This is a genomic window from Actinomadura napierensis (assembly GCF_039529375.1).
Classification (GTDB): Bacteria; Actinomycetota; Actinomycetes; order Streptosporangiales; family Streptosporangiaceae; genus Spirillospora; species Spirillospora napierensis.
This window is the reverse complement of sequence record NZ_BAAAMR010000040.1, coordinates 17,738-35,616: the sequence shown is the minus strand read 5'-3', so window position 1 is coordinate 35,616 and position 17,879 is coordinate 17,738. Positions and strand designations below refer to the sequence as shown.

At 72.3% G+C, this 17,879-nt stretch carries 15 protein-coding genes; 10 read left to right on the top strand and 5 right to left on the bottom strand.

The genetic code is table 11. The annotated features are described in order from the left end of the window. The first annotated feature begins 62 nt into the window (after window positions 1-62). The 9 genes from ABD296_RS22545 (at window position 63) to ABD296_RS22510 (ending at window position 11,371) form a co-directional block, all read left to right on the top strand. Complete coding sequence (locus tag ABD296_RS22545) at window positions 63-1,037, top strand: GlxA family transcriptional regulator (protein WP_344270315.1); 975 nt, start codon at window positions 63-65, stop codon at window positions 1,035-1,037. 76 nt (window positions 1,038-1,113) lie between these two features. Further along, window positions 1,114-2,274, top strand: coding sequence for a thiolase family protein (locus ABD296_RS22540; protein ID WP_344270312.1), 1,161 nt, complete (start codon window positions 1,114-1,116; stop codon window positions 2,272-2,274). Between the two features lie 4 nt (window positions 2,275-2,278). Beyond that, complete coding sequence (locus ABD296_RS22535; RefSeq protein WP_344270309.1) at window positions 2,279-2,683, top strand: Zn-ribbon domain-containing OB-fold protein; 405 nt, start codon at window positions 2,279-2,281, stop codon at window positions 2,681-2,683. Between the two features lie 49 nt (window positions 2,684-2,732). Beyond that, window positions 2,733-3,881 (top strand): NAD(P)H-dependent flavin oxidoreductase, encoded by a 1,149-nt coding sequence (locus tag ABD296_RS22530; protein WP_344270306.1) that lies wholly within the window; start codon window positions 2,733-2,735, stop codon window positions 3,879-3,881. Window positions 3,882-4,040: 159 nt separating this feature from the next. After that, entirely contained in the window at window positions 4,041-6,911 is a 2,871-nt protein-coding gene (locus ABD296_RS22525; protein ID WP_344270302.1) for a hypothetical protein, read from the top strand. Between the two features lie 581 nt (window positions 6,912-7,492). After that, window positions 7,493-8,116 (top strand): DUF222 domain-containing protein, encoded by a 624-nt coding sequence (locus tag ABD296_RS22520; RefSeq protein ID WP_344270300.1) that lies wholly within the window; start codon window positions 7,493-7,495, stop codon window positions 8,114-8,116. Then, complete coding sequence (locus tag ABD296_RS50640; RefSeq protein ID WP_407061499.1) at window positions 8,065-8,769, top strand: HNH endonuclease signature motif containing protein; 705 nt, start codon at window positions 8,065-8,067, stop codon at window positions 8,767-8,769. The genes ABD296_RS22520 and ABD296_RS50640 overlap by 52 nt, the downstream gene beginning before the upstream one ends. A gap of 1,099 nt (window positions 8,770-9,868) precedes the next feature. Further along, window positions 9,869-10,456: a TetR/AcrR family transcriptional regulator gene (locus tag ABD296_RS22515; protein WP_344270298.1), complete on the top strand. Its 588-nt coding sequence runs from the start codon at window positions 9,869-9,871 to the stop codon at window positions 10,454-10,456. A 9-nt stretch (window positions 10,457-10,465) separates the two neighbouring features. After that, entirely contained in the window at window positions 10,466-11,371 is a 906-nt protein-coding gene (locus tag ABD296_RS22510; protein ID WP_344270296.1) for an SDR family oxidoreductase, read from the top strand. Here the strand turns inward: ABD296_RS22510 and ABD296_RS22505 are convergent. The 3 genes from ABD296_RS22505 to ABD296_RS22495 form a co-directional block, all read right to left on the bottom strand. Further along, entirely contained in the window at window positions 11,368-12,336 is a 969-nt protein-coding gene (locus ABD296_RS22505; RefSeq protein WP_344270293.1) for a CapA family protein, read from the bottom strand. The two genes, ABD296_RS22510 and ABD296_RS22505, sit on opposite strands and share 4 nt — an antisense overlap. A gap of 227 nt (window positions 12,337-12,563) precedes the next feature. Then, window positions 12,564-13,607 (bottom strand): SGNH/GDSL hydrolase family protein, encoded by a 1,044-nt coding sequence (locus ABD296_RS22500; RefSeq protein ID WP_344270290.1) that lies wholly within the window; start codon window positions 13,605-13,607, stop codon window positions 12,564-12,566. Window positions 13,608-13,723: 116 nt separating this feature from the next. Further along, the gene (locus ABD296_RS22495; RefSeq protein WP_344270287.1) at window positions 13,724-14,236 is read right to left on the bottom strand and encodes a GNAT family N-acetyltransferase; all 513 of its coding nucleotides are present in this window, start codon (window positions 14,234-14,236) and stop codon (window positions 13,724-13,726) included. A gap of 98 nt (window positions 14,237-14,334) precedes the next feature. On the opposite strand from ABD296_RS22495, the gene ABD296_RS22490 reads away from it, so the two are divergent. Further along, window positions 14,335-14,811 (top strand): GNAT family N-acetyltransferase, encoded by a 477-nt coding sequence (locus tag ABD296_RS22490; protein WP_344270284.1) that lies wholly within the window; start codon window positions 14,335-14,337, stop codon window positions 14,809-14,811. Between the two features lie 34 nt (window positions 14,812-14,845). On the opposite strand, the gene ABD296_RS22485 is transcribed toward ABD296_RS22490, so the two are convergent. Further along, window positions 14,846-15,619 (bottom strand): alpha/beta fold hydrolase, encoded by a 774-nt coding sequence (locus tag ABD296_RS22485; RefSeq protein ID WP_344270281.1) that lies wholly within the window; start codon window positions 15,617-15,619, stop codon window positions 14,846-14,848. A gap of 60 nt (window positions 15,620-15,679) precedes the next feature. Beyond that, window positions 15,680-17,797: an excinuclease ABC subunit UvrB gene (gene uvrB, locus ABD296_RS22480; protein ID WP_344270278.1), complete on the bottom strand. Its 2,118-nt coding sequence runs from the start codon at window positions 17,795-17,797 to the stop codon at window positions 15,680-15,682. Window positions 17,798-17,879 lie beyond the last annotated feature (82 nt).

Sequence of the window (17,879 nt, the reverse complement as noted above, 5' to 3'; positions counted from 1 at the left end):
GTCCGACGCCGGGCGGTGCCCCGGCCAGTGTCCCGACTGCCGATGTGCGCTACGTTCTGGCCATGCCCGAACCTCACGTCGTCGCGGTGCTCGCGCTGGACGGGGTCGTGCCGTTCGACCTGGCGACACCCGGCCAGGTGTTCGGGACGACCACCACGGCGGACGGCGTCCCGCTCTACGACATCCGGGTCTGCACGCCGCCCGGCGGCGCGCGCACCTCCGCCGCGCTCGGCCGGATGCGGGTGGACGCCCCGTACGGCCTGGACGCGACGGCGACGGCGGACACGATCGTCGTCCCCGGCCACGAGGGCGTCGCGGACGATCCGCCCGGCGAGGTCCTGGACGCGCTGCGGTCCGCGGCGGCGCGGGGCGTCCGGATCGCGTCCATCTGCGTCGGCGCGTTCGTCCTCGCGGCGGCGGGCCTGCTGGACGGGCACCGCGCGACGACGCACTGGCATTACGCGCGCGCTCTGGCGCGGCGTTATCCGCAGGTGGATGTGGATCCGTCCGTCCTGTACGTCGACAACGGGCAGGTGCTCACGTCGGCGGGTGTCGCGGCTGGCGTGGATCTGTGCCTGCACATCGTCCGCCGCGACCACGGCGCGGCGACGGCGGCGCGGACCGCGCGGCGGATCGTCATGCCGCCGCAGCGCGACGGCGGGCAGGCGCAGTTCATCCGGCACGACGAGCCGCCGGACGGCGGGGCGGCGCTGCAGCCGACGCTGGCCTGGCTGGAGGCGAACCTGCACCGTCCGCTGGCGCTGGACGACATCGCGCGGCAGGCGTCGTGCAGCGTCCGGACGCTGACCCGGCGGTTCCGGGAGCAGGCCGGGACGACCCCGCAGCTGTGGCTCTCGCACGCGCGGGTGCGCCGCGCCCAGCAGCTGCTGGAGGACACCGACCTGCCGGTCGAGCGGGTGGCCGCCGAGGCGGGGTTCGGGTCGCCGGTGACGCTGCGCGCGCACTTCGCCCGCCGGGTCGGCGCGTCGCCGCTGGCCTACCGGGGCGCGTTCCGGGCGCGGTCCGCCGGGGGCTGATCGTCCGCCCCGGTCCCCGGTGTACCGAATGCTGTTCGGTACCGTGGCGGTGACGATGCGGGGAGGGATGCGACGAATGACCGCTGCGATCGCCGGGCTCGGGATGACGGAGCTCGGCCGGGTGTACGGGCGCAGCCCGCGGCGGCTGGCGGCCGACGCGGTGCGGCTCGCCGCCGCCGACGCCGGCCTCGGCCTGGACGACCTGGACGGGCTGCTGGTCAGCCACGGCATGGGCGGCTCGCCCGGGATCGAGCTGGCCGACACGCTCGGCCTGCGCGACCTGCGGCTGCTGACCCAGATGAACGCCTTCGGCGCGACCGCCGGGGCGATGGTGGCGCACGCCGCGATGTCGGTGCTGGGCGGCGCCGCGACCACGGTCGCCTGCGTGTTCGCCGACGCGCCACTGAAGCCGAAGCAGTCGGCGGGCTCGGCCTACAACCGCAGCGCCCGCGAATGGTACGGCTACGGCGGCATGACGGCGGCGCTCGGGCTGCGCAGCGTCAACTCGTTCTACGCGCTGGCGGCGCAGCGGCACATGTCCCGGTACGGGACGACCAGCGAGCAGCTCGGCGCGATCGCGGTGTCGACGCGGGAGTGGGCGGCGCGCAACCCGCTCGCGCAGATGCGCGAGCCGATCACGCTCGCCGACCACCAGGCGTCGCGGTGGGTGTCGGAGCCCCTGCACCTGCTGGACTGCTGCCTGGTCTCCAACGGCGCCATCGCGGTGATCGTGACGAGCGCCGACCGCGCCCGCGACCTCGCCCGGCCGCCCGTCCACCTGTGGGGATGGGGCCAGGGCCACCCCGGGCACCGCAAGGAGCGCGGCAGCGACTTCGGCCTGACGACAGGTGCCGTCACCTCCGGCGCGACGGCGATGAAGATGGCCGGGATCACCCCGTCCGACGTGGACGTGTGCGAGCTGTACGACTGCTACACCTACACCGTCCTGGTGTCGCTGGAGGACTACGGGTTCTGCGCCAAGGGCGAGGGCGGCGCGTTCGCCGCGTCCGGCGCGCTCGGGCCCGGCGGGGCGCTGCCCACCAACACCGGCGGCGGGCAGCTGTCGGCGTACTACATGTGGGGGTTCACGCCGCTGTCGGAGGCCGTCATCCAGGCGCGCGGGGACGGCGGGGAGCGGCAGGCGCCGTCCAACGACGTCGTGCTCGTCAGCGGGAACGGCGGCATCCTCGACCACCACTCGACCCTGATCGTCAGCCCGCACCCGAAGGGAGCCTGAGGCCATGGACATCGGCGTTCTGCGGCGCGACGGGCGCACCGACCCGTTCTTCGACGGCACCGCCGACGGGCGGCTGGTGATCAAGCGCTGCGAGGCGTGCGACCGCTGGTACGCGCCGGACGCGTCCGGCTGCCCCGAGTGCGGCGAAGAGGACCTGGCCTGGGCGGACGCGAGCGGCGAGGCGACCCTGGTGACCTGGACGGTCACCCACGGCCGGCCCGCCGAGGACGGCACCGTCCCGCCGCCCGCCTACCTGGCGCTGGTCGAGCTGGCCGAGGGGCCGTGGATGTACGCGCGGCTGGACGGCGTCTCCGGTGGCGGCGACCTGCGAGAAGGGCTGCCGCTGCGGGCCTCGTTCGAGCACCCGGACGAGGGCGAGTCGTACGTGCTGTTCCGCCCCGCCGGCTGATCGACGAGGGCCTGGACCGAATGGCGTTCGGCCCATTAGCGTCGAGGGCATGAACACCGAGGTCTGCGCCACGTTCGGGATCGAGTTCCCGCTGTTCGCCTTCAGCCACTGCCGCGACGTCGTCGCCGCCGTCACCAACGCCGGCGGCTTCGGCGTCCTCGGCGCCGTCGCCTACACCCCCGACCGGCTGGAGGAGGAGCTGCGCTGGATCGACGACCACGTCGGCGCCCGCCCCTACGGCGTCGACGTCCTCGTCCCCGGCAAGATCGACGAGTCCGCCGAGCGCGCCGGACGCGGCGAGGGCGGCCTCGACACCATGCTCGCCGCGGTCCCGCAGGAGCACTGGGACTTCCTCATCGGCCTGTTCGCCAAGTACGACGTCCCGCTGCCCGACTTCGAGAAGGCCAAGAAGTCCAACTCCCGCGGCGGCACCTCGGTCACCAAGGAGGGCGCGACCGAGCTGATCGACGTGTCCCTCGCCCACCCGATCCGGCTCATCGCCAGCGCCCTCGGCACCCCGCCGCCGATCATGGTGGAGAAGGCCAAGGCCGCCGGGATCCCCGTCGCCGCGCTCGTCGGCACCGCCGAGCACGCCCGCCGCCAGGTCGCCGCCGGCGTCGACCTCGTCATCGCGCAGGGCGGCGAGGCCGGCGGGCACACCGGCGAGATCTCCACGATGGTGCTGGTCCCGGAGGTCGTCGACACCGTCGCGCCGGTACCCGTCCTCGCCGCCGGCGGGATCGCCACCGGACGGCAGATGGCCGCTGCGCTCGCCCTCGGCGCGTCCGGCGTCTGGTGCGGCTCGGTGTGGCTCACCACCGAGGAGGCCGAGACGGCCCCCGCGGTCAAGGAGAAGATGCTCGCCGCCACCTCCCGCGACACCATCCGGTCGCGGTCGCGCACCGGCAAGCCCGCCCGCCAGCTCAGGTCCGCGTGGACCGAGGAGTGGGAGGGCCCGGGCAGCCCCGGCCCGCTCGGCATGCCGCTGCAGATGATCGTCGCCGAGGGCGCCATGCGGCAGATCACGAAGGTGGCCGAATCCGGCAACCCCGGCGCCCGCGCGCTCGCCAACTACTTCGTCGGCCAGTGCGTCGGCCTGATGAACACCGTCAAGCCCGCCCGCCAGGTCGTCTACGACATGGTCGAGGAGTTCGCGGGCGCCGTCGACCGCCTCAACACCCTCACCTCCGCCGACTGACCGCCCCCGCTCTCCGCGGCGGCTCGGCTGGACGGCGGCCTGATCCGGACACCGCGGCGGCGGAGCACCCCTCCGCCGTCGCGTGACGGCGGTGCGTGATCGCCCTACGCTTCCCAGCAGGCAACCAGATCCGCTCCCCGCCGCCAGGGAAGGCAAGCCGTGGGCAACCCCCGACCCGCCCCCGAATCCGGACGCGGCCTGTTCGCGCTCTTCGACTGGATGACCGGCCCCCTCCCCCGCCGGCTGGACGCGCGGCCCTTCCCGCTGCTCGTCCTCGAACCCGGAGACGGCGCGGCCGACCCCGGCGCGCACCTCGACGAGTTGAGGCGCGCCGCCGTGCAGATGACGCTCCCGGCGATCGCGCCGCCGCTGCCGGACCCGCCGCCCGACGCACCCGGCGCCGACCCCGGCACCGCCGGCGACCTGGCCGCCATCGCGCTCGTCGACACCGTCTCCGAACCGCTGACCTGGACCCAGACCCACTCCCAGTCCGGCCGCCGCCGCTTCCCCCGCTCCGACCTCGTCCAGTCGATCCAGGCCGCCGCCACCGAGGACGGGTCCCCCGGCGGCCCGCCGTACGACTGCCGTCCCGCCATCGCCGTGGGCCGCTGGAAGCAGGCCGCGCTGCCCTTCGGCTGGCGCGGCGGCCCCGTGCAGACACCGCTGTGGTGGACCGTGCTCGGCGCACTCACCCTCACCCTGCTCGGCGGCCTCTTCCAGCAGACCCGGCCCGGCGTGCTGGTCAACGCCTTCGAGGGCGTCGGCGCGCTCGCCCTGCTGGTCCTGGTGATCTACCGGTTCTGGCTGCCCGTCATGTGCCGGTTCGGATTCGGCAGCCGGTACCACTGGTTCACCCACACCTCGTTCTTCGCCGTCCTCGGCGACGGTGACGACGGCGGCGACGACAGCGGCCTCGAAGGCAGGCTGCACCGCGTCTTCGAACGGCTCAGCAAACCCGACGCCGCCCGCTTCCTGCTCCAGATCAAGACGTTCGCGCTACTGGAAGACATCCGCGACCAGCACCGCAAGGCCACCCCCAGCCTGCGCGGCTTCAAGCGCACCAGCCCGCCCGTGGTGTTCCTGCGCGACGCCGGCCGCCGCAACGGCGGCCTCGCCCTCCTGTCGGCGATGAGCGACATCCGCGCCCGGCGCAGCGAGTTCCAGCCGCTGCTGGTCGTCGCGTCCGTCGACGCCGCCACCCGCGACGAGCTCGGGCCCGCGCCGTCCGGCGGCACCCCCAGGGAGCGCTACGAACGCTGGCGCTCGTCCCTCGGCACCGACCAGGGGCCCAGCGAGTCCGTCCGGCTGCCCTGGCTGCTGCGGATCCCCGTCACCGGCGACCCCGCCGCCGAACGCACCGGCGAGGGCGCCCCCGCCTTCACCGCCCGGCACCGCCCCCCTTGGACGTGGGTGTGGTCATGGGCCGCGCTCGCCGCCACCGTCTTCATCTGCGCCGCGTCCCTCATCGGCCTGCACGAGGTGAAGCAGCGCACCTACTGCCAGGTGGGCTGGCCGATCGGCTGGAACAGCGACACCCGGGCGAAGACCGGCACCGACGGCCACCACCAGGAATGCGTCGGCGTCTCCACCCACGGCGTCCGCTTCGAACGGCGCGCCGCGAGCATCAGCATGACCGGCGCGCCCCTCGCCCCCGACCCCCGCCACACCGGCGCCCGGCTCACCATCGCCGACCTCCAGCGGCGCATCGACGACGAGAACCACAAGGTCGAGACCGGCCGCGAACCCTACGTGACGATCGTCTACGCGGGCGTCTTCACCACCGCGCCCGGCCCCGACCAGGCGCAGCTGACCGTCAGCAGCATCCACGAACTGGCCGGCGCGCACCTCGCGCAGCTCCACAACAACGAGAACGGCGGCGGCTCCGTCGACAACCCGCTGAAGATCCGGCTGCTGCCCGCCAACACCGGGCAGGACATGGCGTTCGCCCCCGAGACCGCCGACCGCATCCTGGACCTCGCCCGGAAGGACCCGACGATCGTCGGCGTCGTCGGCCTCGGCCGCAACACCGCCAAGTCCGCCGAGGCCATCCGGCGGCTCGACGCCGCCGGGCTGCCCGTCCTGGACACCGTCAACTCCTCCGACGCCCTGCCCACCCTCCCCCGCTACTACGGCCTCGCCGCCACCGACCACGACGAGGCCCTCGCCACCCGGTACGTCATCGACCGGGAACTGCGCGGCCGCCCGTCCGAGCGCATGCTCCTCGTCCAGCGCGACTCCAGCACGTCCGACGCCTACAGCAGCGAGATCGCCGGCGACATCCGCAGCACGATGGCCGGCCACCCCATCGACACCCTCGACTACGGGCAGAACGAGATCGGCGCCGAGGTCCGGCAGAAATGCGAGAGCACCCCGTACTCGCTGGTGTACTTCGCCGGCCGCGCGGAGGACCTCCCCCGGCTGCTGTTCGGCCTCAGGGAGGGCGGGTGCGCCGGGCACCGCCTGCTGCTGTTCGCCGGCGACGACGTCTCGAAGTCGCAGGTCGCCATGGGCTCCCCGGAGGCCCAGGTGCCGCCGAACGTCGTCCTCTACTACCCGACGTTCGTGCACATGCCCAACCTGGTCGCCGAGAACGCCGAGGAGGACAGCGGCTTCTTCCGCCTCGCCCAGTCGGCGCTCGGCATCGGCGGCGCGCACCCGGAGCGCGACCCGCTGCTCGTGGACGGCCAGATGGCCCTCGCCTACGACGCCGGCCTCGCCCTGTCCGACGCCGCCCAGTACGCCTACCACGACCTCGGCGTCGACAAGGACGGCGCGCGCCCCGTCGCGGGCAGCGCCACCGTCACCACCGGCGCCGTCCTCCCCGAGCTGCGGCGCGTCCAGGAGCAGTACGCCGCCACAGGCGACATCGACTTCCACGGTGACAACCACCGGCAGAACGCCACGGACAACCGCGGCCTGACCATGATCAGGGTCGTCGCCGGAGCCGGCGGGAAGCCGGAGGCGGCGCCCTACTGCGGACGCCTGAACGGCGCCAAGAAAGCACCCGGCCTACACGCCTGCCACAACTGACCTCGGTCCTGGACGGGATGGTGCGACGGGGGGCCGGAGGCGCGCCGTTTATTGGAGCCATTGGGTTGCGCAGGTTATGTCATCTCCTTTCTATGGTTGCGGGTAAGTGCGTTCCTGAAGCGAGGGGCAGTTCACTTTCGTCGCGTCGCGCTTTGGCGAAGCGGTTGTGCGGCATGGCGAACGGAAACATCGGCTGGCGGGACGGGTAGAGACGCCGGGGCGAGAAGAGACGCCGTATCGGGCAGCGTCTTGGAGACATCGACCGGCGCATTGGTCACAGGGGCGTTCGTGTGGTGGGGTGGCGCTGGCGTACGGGGCCGCCCCTCCAAAGTCAAGGGCGCCTACGGCGTCGCTTCGCGATGGACTTCGTCCACCCTTGACTTTGGAGCCTCTGCGGCCCCTGAGGCAGCGCTTAAGGGGCAGGCTCCGCCTGCCCCGCCCCGGTCGCGCCACCCCACCACCCACCCACGTACGCGTGTTCGCAAACCCCCACAAAACGACAATCGACACCTTTCTTCAGAGCACCGAAATAAAGGGCCGCTGAGCCGACATTTGTCGGCCACGTAGGGTATGCTTTACCTATGCAATCAGTGACGGTCGACCTTGAGGCTGCGTCCACCGCGCAATTGGTGGACGCGGTCTCGGCGATCGCCGCTGAACTCGCCCAGCGAGAAGCCCCGGAATCGGCGGCCGCGTGCCTGGAACTCACCGAGACTCTCGCGGCTGCGGCCGATATGCAGGAAAGCGCCCTGGCCGGTTTCATCCGCCGCGTCGATGCCACTGGGGAGCAGAAGCGGTGGGGGTTCCCCTCCACGCGGGCGTGGCTGCGGTCGCGGTTGGGGATGCGGGAGAACCGCACCACCGAACGCCTCATCCTCGCCCGCCAGCGGCACCGCCTCCCCCAGGTCGCCGAACGCCTCGCCGCCGGGGAACTGTCGTATGGGTACGCGGCGACGGTCGCGCAGAGTGTGGCGCGGCTGGAGGACACCGACTGCGCTCAGGCCGAGACCACCCTGCTGAGCTTCGTTGACCAAGGGTTCTCGGCGGCGAAGGTGGGGGTGTTCGGCCGCCGCATCTGTGACGTGATCGCCGAACGCGACGGCACCGAAACCGCCCCCGGCCAGGACGCCAGCGCGGCTACGCCAAATCCTGGATCACCAGCACCGGGTCCCTGGACGGCGGCCGCTACATCAAGGGCTGGCTGAACGCCGAAGACGCCGCCATCTGGGACGGCACTCTCGCTCCGCTGGCCAAGCCGGCCGGGCCCGACGACCACCGCGACATCGGCGAACGCACCGCCGCCGCGCTGTCCAGCGTCCTGTCCGGCGGACACAAAGCCACCAAGGTCACCGTCATCTGCGACCTGGACACCCTCACCGGCGGCAACACCCCCGCCCGCCTCACCGACGGCACACCCATCCCCGCCGCCCAAGCCCGCCGCATCGCCCTAGCGGCCGGAGTCTCACCCCTCCTGCTCGGACGCGGCCACACGCCCCTGTACCTCGGGTACCGGGAACGGTTCGCCAGCACCGCCCAACGGCAAGTACTGGAGACCCTGTACCCGACCTGCGCGGTACGGGAATGCGAGATCCCCGGGACGCTGTGCGAAGTCGACCACGTCAACGGCTGGGCACTCGGCCACTCACCCACCGACATCGACCAACTCGCACTCACCTGCGGATGGCACAACCGCTTCAAACACACCAGCCCCCACCAGATCGCCATCAGCAAAGATCCCGACGGGCGATACGTCTACCGGTTGCTACCACCACCGGGCGCCCGATCAAGAACCCGGAGTGGCAGCGGACCACCGGGGCCGTTCGGCCCACCCGACACCACCATCAACTGGGCCGCATAACCCACCCCGCCCTCCACACCACCGGTTCGCCCGAATCCACCCCGGATCTCGGGCGAACCGGCATGCCCACTGACCAAGACTCCGTGGTCACGACACACAACACTCGGCCCGACCTCACCCCCCACACCGCTGCTTGGCGGGAGGTGATCGGCTTGGTTGCGGGCCTGATGCTCGGGTTCCGATGGTTGCAACACTGGGCCTGCCGAGGGACGTTGCCGACGGGATCGGAGAAACGGCCATGGCAGCGCGGGATCCGATCGCCGAGCCGCTGTCCAGCCCCAGCGGCGTGCCACTGACTGCGCTCACCTGGGCGGACGTGCGGGGTCGTGTGGCCGCCCAGGAGACGCATCTTCTCGCCACATCGGGGCAGGGCGGACGGCCGCATGTAGTGCCCGTGCTGGGCGTCTGACTTGATGGCACTGTCTGCCGAGCTTTTCCCGGCCAAGTATCCGTGGTGGCGCCCGGTCGTCAGCGGTGGGGAGTTAGCGCCGAACTCCTCCGCCCCGAGTTGTTCGGCCTCCCATACGGAAGACGGCGGTGGGGTGGCGCGACCGGGGCGGGGCAGGCGGAGCCTGCCTCTAAGCGCTGCCTCAGGGGCCGCAGAGGCTCCAAAGTCAAGGGTGGACGAAGTCCATCGCGAAGCGACGCCGAAGGCGCCCTTGACTTTGGAGGGGCGGCCCCGTACGCCAGCGCCACCCCACCGCACGAACACCCCTCCTACCTTTCCGCGAACACCCTCCCCGCCATCCCCAAATCCCCGAATAGGCCCCGCGCCGAACACACCATCACACCTGGGTGCCCATCCCATCTCAGATGCTCTCTGCGCACGTCCACCCGCACGTCCACCCGCGCGCATGCCTGCTCACACGCCCGTCCACCACTTCGCCACCGCCCACTCGTGAACTCCGCCACCCCACCGGACCAACCCGCAGCCTCGCCAACCACCAATCCAGCCCGCCAACCCACCAAGGACGCTCCGCCCTACGACACTCTCCCTCCCCCGGCTAGGCCCCCAGCCGCCCCCGAACAGCAGGAAGCCTGCCGGCCGCCCAGCTTCCGTGGTTTAATAAATGTACAGTCATTTATTAATGGAGGTGCGATGGCGGGGCGGCCGCGGGGTGTGGACGACGCGGTGATCCTGCGGGCGGCGGTCGAGGTGATCGGGCGGGTGGGGCCGGCGAAGCTCACGCTCGCGGCGGTCGCCGATGAGGTCGGGCTGGTGCCGGGGACGCTCGTCCAGCGGTTCGGGTCCAAGCGCGGACTGCTGCTGGCACTGGCTGCGCGGTCGGTGCAGGACGCGGAGACGCTGCACGGGCAGGCGCGCGAGGGGCAGCGGTCCGCGCTGGCGGCGCTGCGGGCGTTCGTGACGCGGTCGTGGTCGGCGATGTCCACGCCTGAGCGGTACGCCAATCATCTGGCGTTCCTGTGCCTGGATCTCACCGATCCGGAGTTCCACGAGCATGCGCTCGCCGTGCACGAGGCGAACGGGCGGGTGATCGAGATGCTGCTCGACGAGGCGGTGTCCGACGGCGGGCTCCGGGCGGGGACGGACACCGGGGTGCTGGCCGGGACGATTCAGGCCGTCGTCGCGGGGGCCGGGCTCACGTGGGCCCTCGATCGGCGGGGGACGCTGCCCGAGCGGCTCGGACGGGAACTGGACAACGCCCTGGCACCGTATCTCCGCTGAGGAGGGATCATGGAGAAGCGTCCGCTCGCCGGCAAGGTCGCGCTGGTCGCCGGGGGAACGCGGGGCGGAGGGCGGGGCATCGCCGTCCAGCTCGGGGTCGCGGGCGCGACCGTCTACGTCTCCGGGCGCAGCAGCGGGTCGGCGGGCTCCGACCTCGGGCGCGCGGAGACCATCGAGGAGACCGCCGCGCTGGTCGACGCCGCCGGCGGGACGGGCATCGCCGTCCGCGCCGACCACGGCGATCCGGATCAGGTCCGCGCGCTCGTCGACCGGATCGCGGCGGACCGGGACGGGCGGCTCGACGTCCTGGTCGACTCGGTGTGGGGCGGCGATCCGCTGACCGACTGGGAGCATCCGCTGTGGGAGCAGGACCTCGACCGGGGCCTGCGGCTGCTGCGGCGCGCCGTGGAGACCCATGTGATCACCAGCCGGTTCGCCCTGCCGCTGATGGTCGCGCGCGAGAGCGGGCTGGTGGTGGAGGTGACCGACGGGAACACCGCACGGTACCGGGGCTCGTTCTTCTACGACCTGGCGAAGTCCGCGGTGATCCGGCTGGCGTTCGCGCAGGCCGCCGAGCTGAGGCCGCACGGGGTCGCCGCGCTGGCGATCACGCCGGGGTTCCTGCGGTCGGAGGCCGTCCTCGACCATCTCGGCGTGACCGAGGAGAACTGGCGGGACGGCGCGGTGAAGGACCCGCACTTCGCCTACTCCGAAAGCCCGGCCTACCTGGGACGGGCGGTCGCGGCCCTGGCCGCGGACCCGGACGTCATGGCCAAGTCCGGGCGGGCGCTGGCCACCTGGGGCCTGTACGGGGAGTACGGGTTCACCGACGTCGACGGGACGCAGCCGGACTTCGCCGCGCACTGGGCGGACGCGCTCGTGGACGAGTACGGGCCGCTCGGCGATCCGCTCTAGCGCGATACGTCGATGACGAGCCGGTCGTCCTCGACGGCGACGGCGGTGCCGAACTCGGCGCACGCGGCGGTGAAGCGGCCGGTGATCCAGTCGCGGTCGGCGCCGGCGGCGAGGCGGGTGCGGGCGAAGTCCAGGCGGAGCGGGACGGCCTCGACGCGGGAGAGGCCGTCGCCGCCGAGCCGGGCCAGGAACAGCAGGCCGAGGTCGTTGCGGAGGAACTCGGACACCGCGTAGTCGTCGATGAAGTCGCCCATGTCGAACAGGACCGGCGGGGCGACGCCGTGGAAGACGTGCGCCGAACTCCCCGCGACCAGGGACGCGCCCGCGTCCACCAGGTCCCCGGCCGCGCGGCGGACGTGGCGGAGGGGCTCCTCGGTCATGTTCGGGCCCCAGTGCGGCAGGGCCAGGACGAGATCGTTCGACCGGGCGAGGGCGCGGATCTCGTCCCGCAGCCAGGCGTCGGTCCCGTGCCGGAGGTCGGCGAACGCGACGCCCGGACGGTCCGGCCCGGCGGCGAAGTCCGGCGGGTGGTCGGTGACTCCGACGACCGCGACGCGTAGGCCGCCGGCCTCCAGGATCACCGGCGTCCGGGCCTCGCGGACGCCGGGGCCCGCGCCGACCGTCCGGACGCCCGCCGCGCCGAGGTGCGCGAGCGTGTCCGCCAGGGCGTCCTCGCCGAAGTCGAGCGCGTGGTTGTTGGCGAGCGTCACGCAGTCGACGCCGAGGTCGGCGAGCGCCTCGACGGCTTCGGGAGGCGCGCGGAAGTGGAACGGCTTGCCGGGCGCGTCCCACGGTCGTCCGCGGCCGGACACGCAGCATTCGAGGTTCAGCAGGGCGAGGTCGGCTTCGTGGAAGACGTCCCGCACGCCTCGGGAGAACAGGCCGTGCGGGCCGGCCGCGCCGATCCCGTCGGCCACACCGCGCCCGAGCATCGTGTCGCCCGCGAGCGCCACCGTGATCGTCATCGGTTCCTCCTCCCCTACTGCCGGTCTTACCCGGTGCGCGCCATACCTCCCCGCGGGGGGACGGGCGGCCGGTCAGCCGACGTGGAAGCCGACGCCGCCGCGGGCGTTCATGTCGGCGAGGATGCCGGTGATGGGCGTGAAGTGCTGGACGCCCCAGGCCGAGCCGACCAGGGTCGTCCCGTTGACGACCGGGGAACCGGAGTCGCCCGCCCCGGTCCAGATCGCCGTCAGGACAGGGGGCGGCCCGGGCCCTTGTTGATCTGCGCGATGAACAGCTGCGCGAGCGCGTGCTGGCCGGCGGCCGTCGGGTGGAAGCTGCGCGGCTCGGCCTCCAGCGCCGACAGGTTCAGCGCCAGCCCGTTCATGTACGGGTCGGGGCTGCCCGCCTCGTGGCCGGCGAACGCGCTGTAGGCGTCGACGAACTCGACGCTGCCCCGGCCGTGCCGGGCCGCGATCCGCCGGTCCTCCTCGGCCGCCGACTGCCGGACGAGCTGCCCGAGCTCGTAGGCGCGGGCGTTCAGCCACTGCTGGTCCGAGACCGTGATGTTGTCCCCGCCGACCCCTTGGACCTCGGAGAACGCCTTCGGGTACCCCATCACGATCACCCGCGCGTCCGGCGCCTTCGCGGTGATCTTCGCCAGCAGGGCGGGCAGGTCCTGGCGCAGCTTCGCCATCCGGCCCGCGATGTCCTTGCCCTGCTCGGTGCAGCTGTGGCTCCACGGCAGATGCACCACGCAGCCGCCGAGCACCTTGGAGAAGCCGACGTCGTTGCCGCCGATGCTGAGCGTCACCAGGCTGGTTCCGGCGTTGAGGCGGTCGATCTGCGGGGGCTCGCCGTACCGCCCCTTCAGCACGTCGGCCGTCTTGGCGCCCGAGCACGCCCAGAACGCGGAGCCCTTGGCGAAGTGGAACGTCCGCGCCACCTCGTAGTAGTACGCCTTGGACGTCCGGTGGCAGCGCTCCAGGGGGTTGCGGTCGGCGACCGTCGCCTCGGCGCCGACGCCCGCCGAGTAGGAGTCGCCGAGCGCGACGTACGCGCCGCGTGCGGCCGCCTCGGCCGGCACGACCTGCTTCTCCTTCGCCACGACGGGGTCGGCGCGCACCGGCGGCTTCGGCCGGGGGCAGCCGCCGCCGAACGCCTTGCACCGCGCGGCCGGCATCGCCACCAGCGGAACCACCGCGAGGGCCAGCAGCCCTACCAGGACGAGGACGGCGAGTCCCCGCTCGCCGAGACGCTCCCGCAGCCGACGCGGCCAGGACCCGAGGGTCATCGTCCTCCTCGCGCACCGTGGACGCCGCGGCGTCCGCCTTTACAATGTAGATCCGTTCATGGGACGCGGGCGGGGCGTCGCGCGTTCCCGGAGAACCACCATACGTGCGGCCGCGCTCATCCGGTGCCGGGCGGCGGCAGCGGAAGCCACATGACGGCGCGCGGCCCGAGCGCGTGCAGGCCCGCCTCGATCTCCGCGTCCCAGTAGGCTCTGATGCCCGGCCCCCAGCGCTCTTCGGGCAGGTCGGCGAACCCGTTGCGGGCGTACCAGGGGCCGTTCCACGCGACGTCGCGGAACGTCAGCAGGCTCACTCCCGGGGAGCCGTGCGCGGCCGCGCGTTCCGTCACCGCCCGCAGCAGGCGCGTGCCGATCCCCCGGCCCACGAGGTCGGCGTGCACGGAGATCTGCTCCAGGTGGGTCGCGCCGTCCACCTCCTCGACGGCCGCGAAGCCGACCGGCGGATCTCCGGCCACCAGGAACTCGGCGCCCTTCTCGATCATGTGCTCGGCGATCGTTGGGCCGGGCGGGAACACGATCCCGATCGGCTGGAACAGCCGGTCCCCCGAGTTCTCGATGGGCGGCAGCCCGGCCAGATCGTCGGGCCGCGCGAGGCGAACGTCGTACTCCATCGCGCGAGCGTAGAACGCCGGGCGAAAGTCATGCCTCCCATTTACGACCAGGCAAAACGGGTTGCCGCCGCACCGCGCCCGATGCGACGGTGTCCGGCATGACGACGGTACGGCTGCTGGAGGTCGAGGACTGGTCCTTGTACCGGTCCGTCCGCCTGACGTCCCTGGCCGACGCGCCCGAGGCCTTCTGCTCCACCCTCGCGCGCGAGGAGGCGTTCACGCCCGACGTCTGGCGGGACCGGCTCAGCGCCCGCAACACCTACCTCGCCGAGACCGCCGACGGCCCGGGCGGCCTGGTCGCCGTCGTCCCCGAGGAGGACGGGACGGCCGAGCTCGTCGGCATGTGGGTGGCGCCCGCCGCGCGCGGCCGGGGCGTCGGCGATCTCCTGGTGCGCGCCGCGCTGGACTGGACGGCCGAGCACGGCCTCCCCGAGCTGCGGTTGTGGGTCGTCGAGGGCAACCGCCGCGCGGAACGCCTGTACTCCCGGCACGGCTTCGCACGGACCGGCGACACGCAGCCCCACCGTCCCGGCGAGGAACAGTTCGAGATGGCGCACGTCCTGGCCGGGCCGTAGAACCCAGGCCGTAGAACCAGGCCGTAGTACGCCGTCAGCCGGCCGCGTTCCTTTCCAGGAACGACAGGACCTCCGGCAGGATGAGGTCGAGCCGGAGGAACGCGTCGGAGTGCCCGCAGCCGGGGAGCTCCACCAGCCGGGCGTTCGGCACGGCCTCGGCGGTGCGGCGGATCTCGGGGAGCCGCGCATCGCCGTCGCCGGTGATCAGCAGCACCGGCACGTCCGTCCCGGCCAGCGTGTCGATGACGCCGCGGCGGCGGGAGATCGCGGTGGTCAGCGCGGCGAGGGCCCACGGATCGGCCGCCAGCATCATCTCGCGCATCCAGCCGGGCACCTCGCCCCTCGGCTCCAGCCAGTCGACGAACGGCGCGACGCCCCGGCTGCGGAACAGCTCGGCCTCGTCCTCGACCTCGGCGGGGGCGACGTCGACGTCGCAGGCGTGGGCACCGCCGGTGATCATGCAGGTGATCCGCTCCGGACGGCGGGCCAGCAGGTGCAGCCCGATGACACCGCCCATCGAGGCGCCCCAGTAGGCCGCCCTCTCCACGCCTTCGGCGTCCAGCACGGCGACGACGTCCTCCACCTGCCGGTCGAGGCGGTAGGCGGCGGCGTCATGGGGCGCGTCGCTGTCGCCATGGCCGAGCGCATCGATCAGGACGAGCCGGTGGTTCCCCGCGAGGGCGTCGACGTGGCCGCCGGAACGCCAGGTGGTGCGGTCGCCGTAGAACCCGTGCACCAGGACGAGCGGCGGCCCGTCCCCCACGACCTCGTACGCGATCCGGAACCCGTCGCGGCGAACTGTTCGCATTGTCCGATTCTGCCGGGCACCGTGATCGACGGGTACCGGATTTCCGGGCGGCGGGCGGGGTTACCTGACGCCGGCCTCCTTCATCTCGCGGAGTTCGCGCTTGAGCTCCTTGATCTCGTCGCGGAGCCGGGCGGCGAGCTCGAACTGCAGGTCGGCGGCGGCCTGGTGCATCTGCTCGGTCATCTGCTCGATGAGGCCCTCCAGCTCCTCGCGGGGGCGCTCGCCGACCAGGTCGGCGGCATGCCGGCCGACTTCCTTGGTGCGGGACGCGAGGCCGGGGACGGGCGCCTTGCCGCGGCTCTGCTGGCGGCCGGCGCCGCCGATGAGGGTCTCGGTGTCGGCGTCCTCGCGGGCGAGGGAGTCGAGGATGTCGGCGATCCGCTTGCGCAGCGCCGTCGGCTCGATGCCGTGCTCGGTGTTGTAGGCCTGCTGCTTGGCGCGGCGCCGGTTCGTCTCGTCGATCGCGCGCTCCATCGACGGGGTGACGGTGTCGGCGTACATGTGCACCTGACCGGAGACGTTGCGGGCGGCGCGGCCGATCGTCTGGATGAGGGACGTCTCCGAGCGCAGAAAGCCCTCCTTGTCGGCGTCCAGGATCGCCACCAGCGACACCTCGGGCAGGTCGAGGCCCTCGCGCAGCAGGTTGATGCCGACCAGCACGTCGAACTCGCCGGCGCGCAGCTCGCGCAGCAGCTCGATGCGGCGCAGCGTGTCGACCTCGCTGTGCAGGTAGCGGACCTGGATGCCGAGTTCGAGGAGGTAGTCGGTGAGGTCCTCGGACATCTTCTTGGTGAGGGTGGTGACCAGGACGCGCTCGTCGCGCTCGGTGCGCAGCCGGATCTCGTGGATCAGGTCGTCGATCTGGCCCTTGGTCGGCTTGACGACGATCTCCGGGTCGATCAGGCCGGTGGGGCGGATGACCTGCTCGACGACGTCGCCCTTGACCCGGTTCATCTCGTAGGAGCCGGGCGTCGCCGACAGGTAGACGGTCTGGCCGATGCGGTCGAGGAACTCCTCCCACTTCAGCGGCCGGTTGTCCATCGCGGACGGGAGCCGGAAGCCGTGCTCGACCAGCATCCGCTTGCGGGACGCGTCGCCCTCGTACATCGCGCCGATCTGCGGGACGGTCTGGTGCGACTCGTCGACGACGAGGAGGAAGTCCTCGGGGAAGTAGTCGAGGAGGGTGTTGGGCGCGGTGCCGGCGTCGCGGCCGTCGATGTGCCGGGAGTAGTTCTCGATGCCGGAGCAGGTGCCGACCTGGCGCATCATCTCAATGTCGTAGGTGGTGCGCATCCGCAGCCGCTGCGCCTCGAGCATCTTGCCCTGCCGCTCCATGGCGGCGAGGGTCTCCTCCAGCTCGGCCTCGATGTCGCGGATCGCGCGCTCCATCCGCTCGGGGCCGGCGACGTAGTGGGAGGCGGGGAAGACGTACAGCTCCTCGTCCTCGGTGATGACCTCGCCGGTGAGGGGGTGCAGGGTGGCGAGCTTCTCGATCTCGTCGCCGAACATCTCGATCCGGACGGCGAGCTCCTCGTACTGCGGGATGATCTCGATGGTGTCGCCGCGGACCCGGAAGGTGCCGCGGGTGAACGCCAGGTCGTTGCGGGAGTACTGCATGCCGACGAGCTGGCGGAGCAGGTCGTCGCGGTCGATCTCCTGGCCGACGCGCAGCCGGACCATCCGGTCGACGTACTCCTGCGGGGTGCCGAGGCCGTAGATGCACGACACCGACGCGACGACGATGGTGTCGCGGCGGGTGAGCAGCGAGTTGGTCGCCGAGTGCCGCAGCCGGTCGACCTCGTCGTTGATCGAGGAGTCCTTCTCGATGTAGGTGTCGGTCTGCGGGATGTACGCCTCGGGCTGGTAGTAGTCGTAGTAGGAGACGAAGTACTCGACGGCGTTGCCGGGCATCATCTCGCGCAGCTCGTTGGCGAACTGGGCGGCCAGCGTCTTGTTCGGCTGCATGACCAGCACGGGCCGCTGGAGCTTCTCGACCAGCCACGCGATGGTGGCGGTCTTGCCGGTGCCGGTGGCGCCCAGCAGCACCGAGTCGGCGTCGCCGCGCTCGACGCGCCCGGCCAGCTCGGCGATGGCCTGCGGCTGGTCGCCCGACGGCGTCATCTCGGTGACGACCTCGAACGGCGCCACGCGGCGCCGCAGGTCCGTGATCGGCCGCATGATCGCCTCTCCCCCTGGGTCTTCCCTCACTTGCCGCCCACTCTATGCAGCAGGTACGACAATCGCGGACCCTCCGATATTT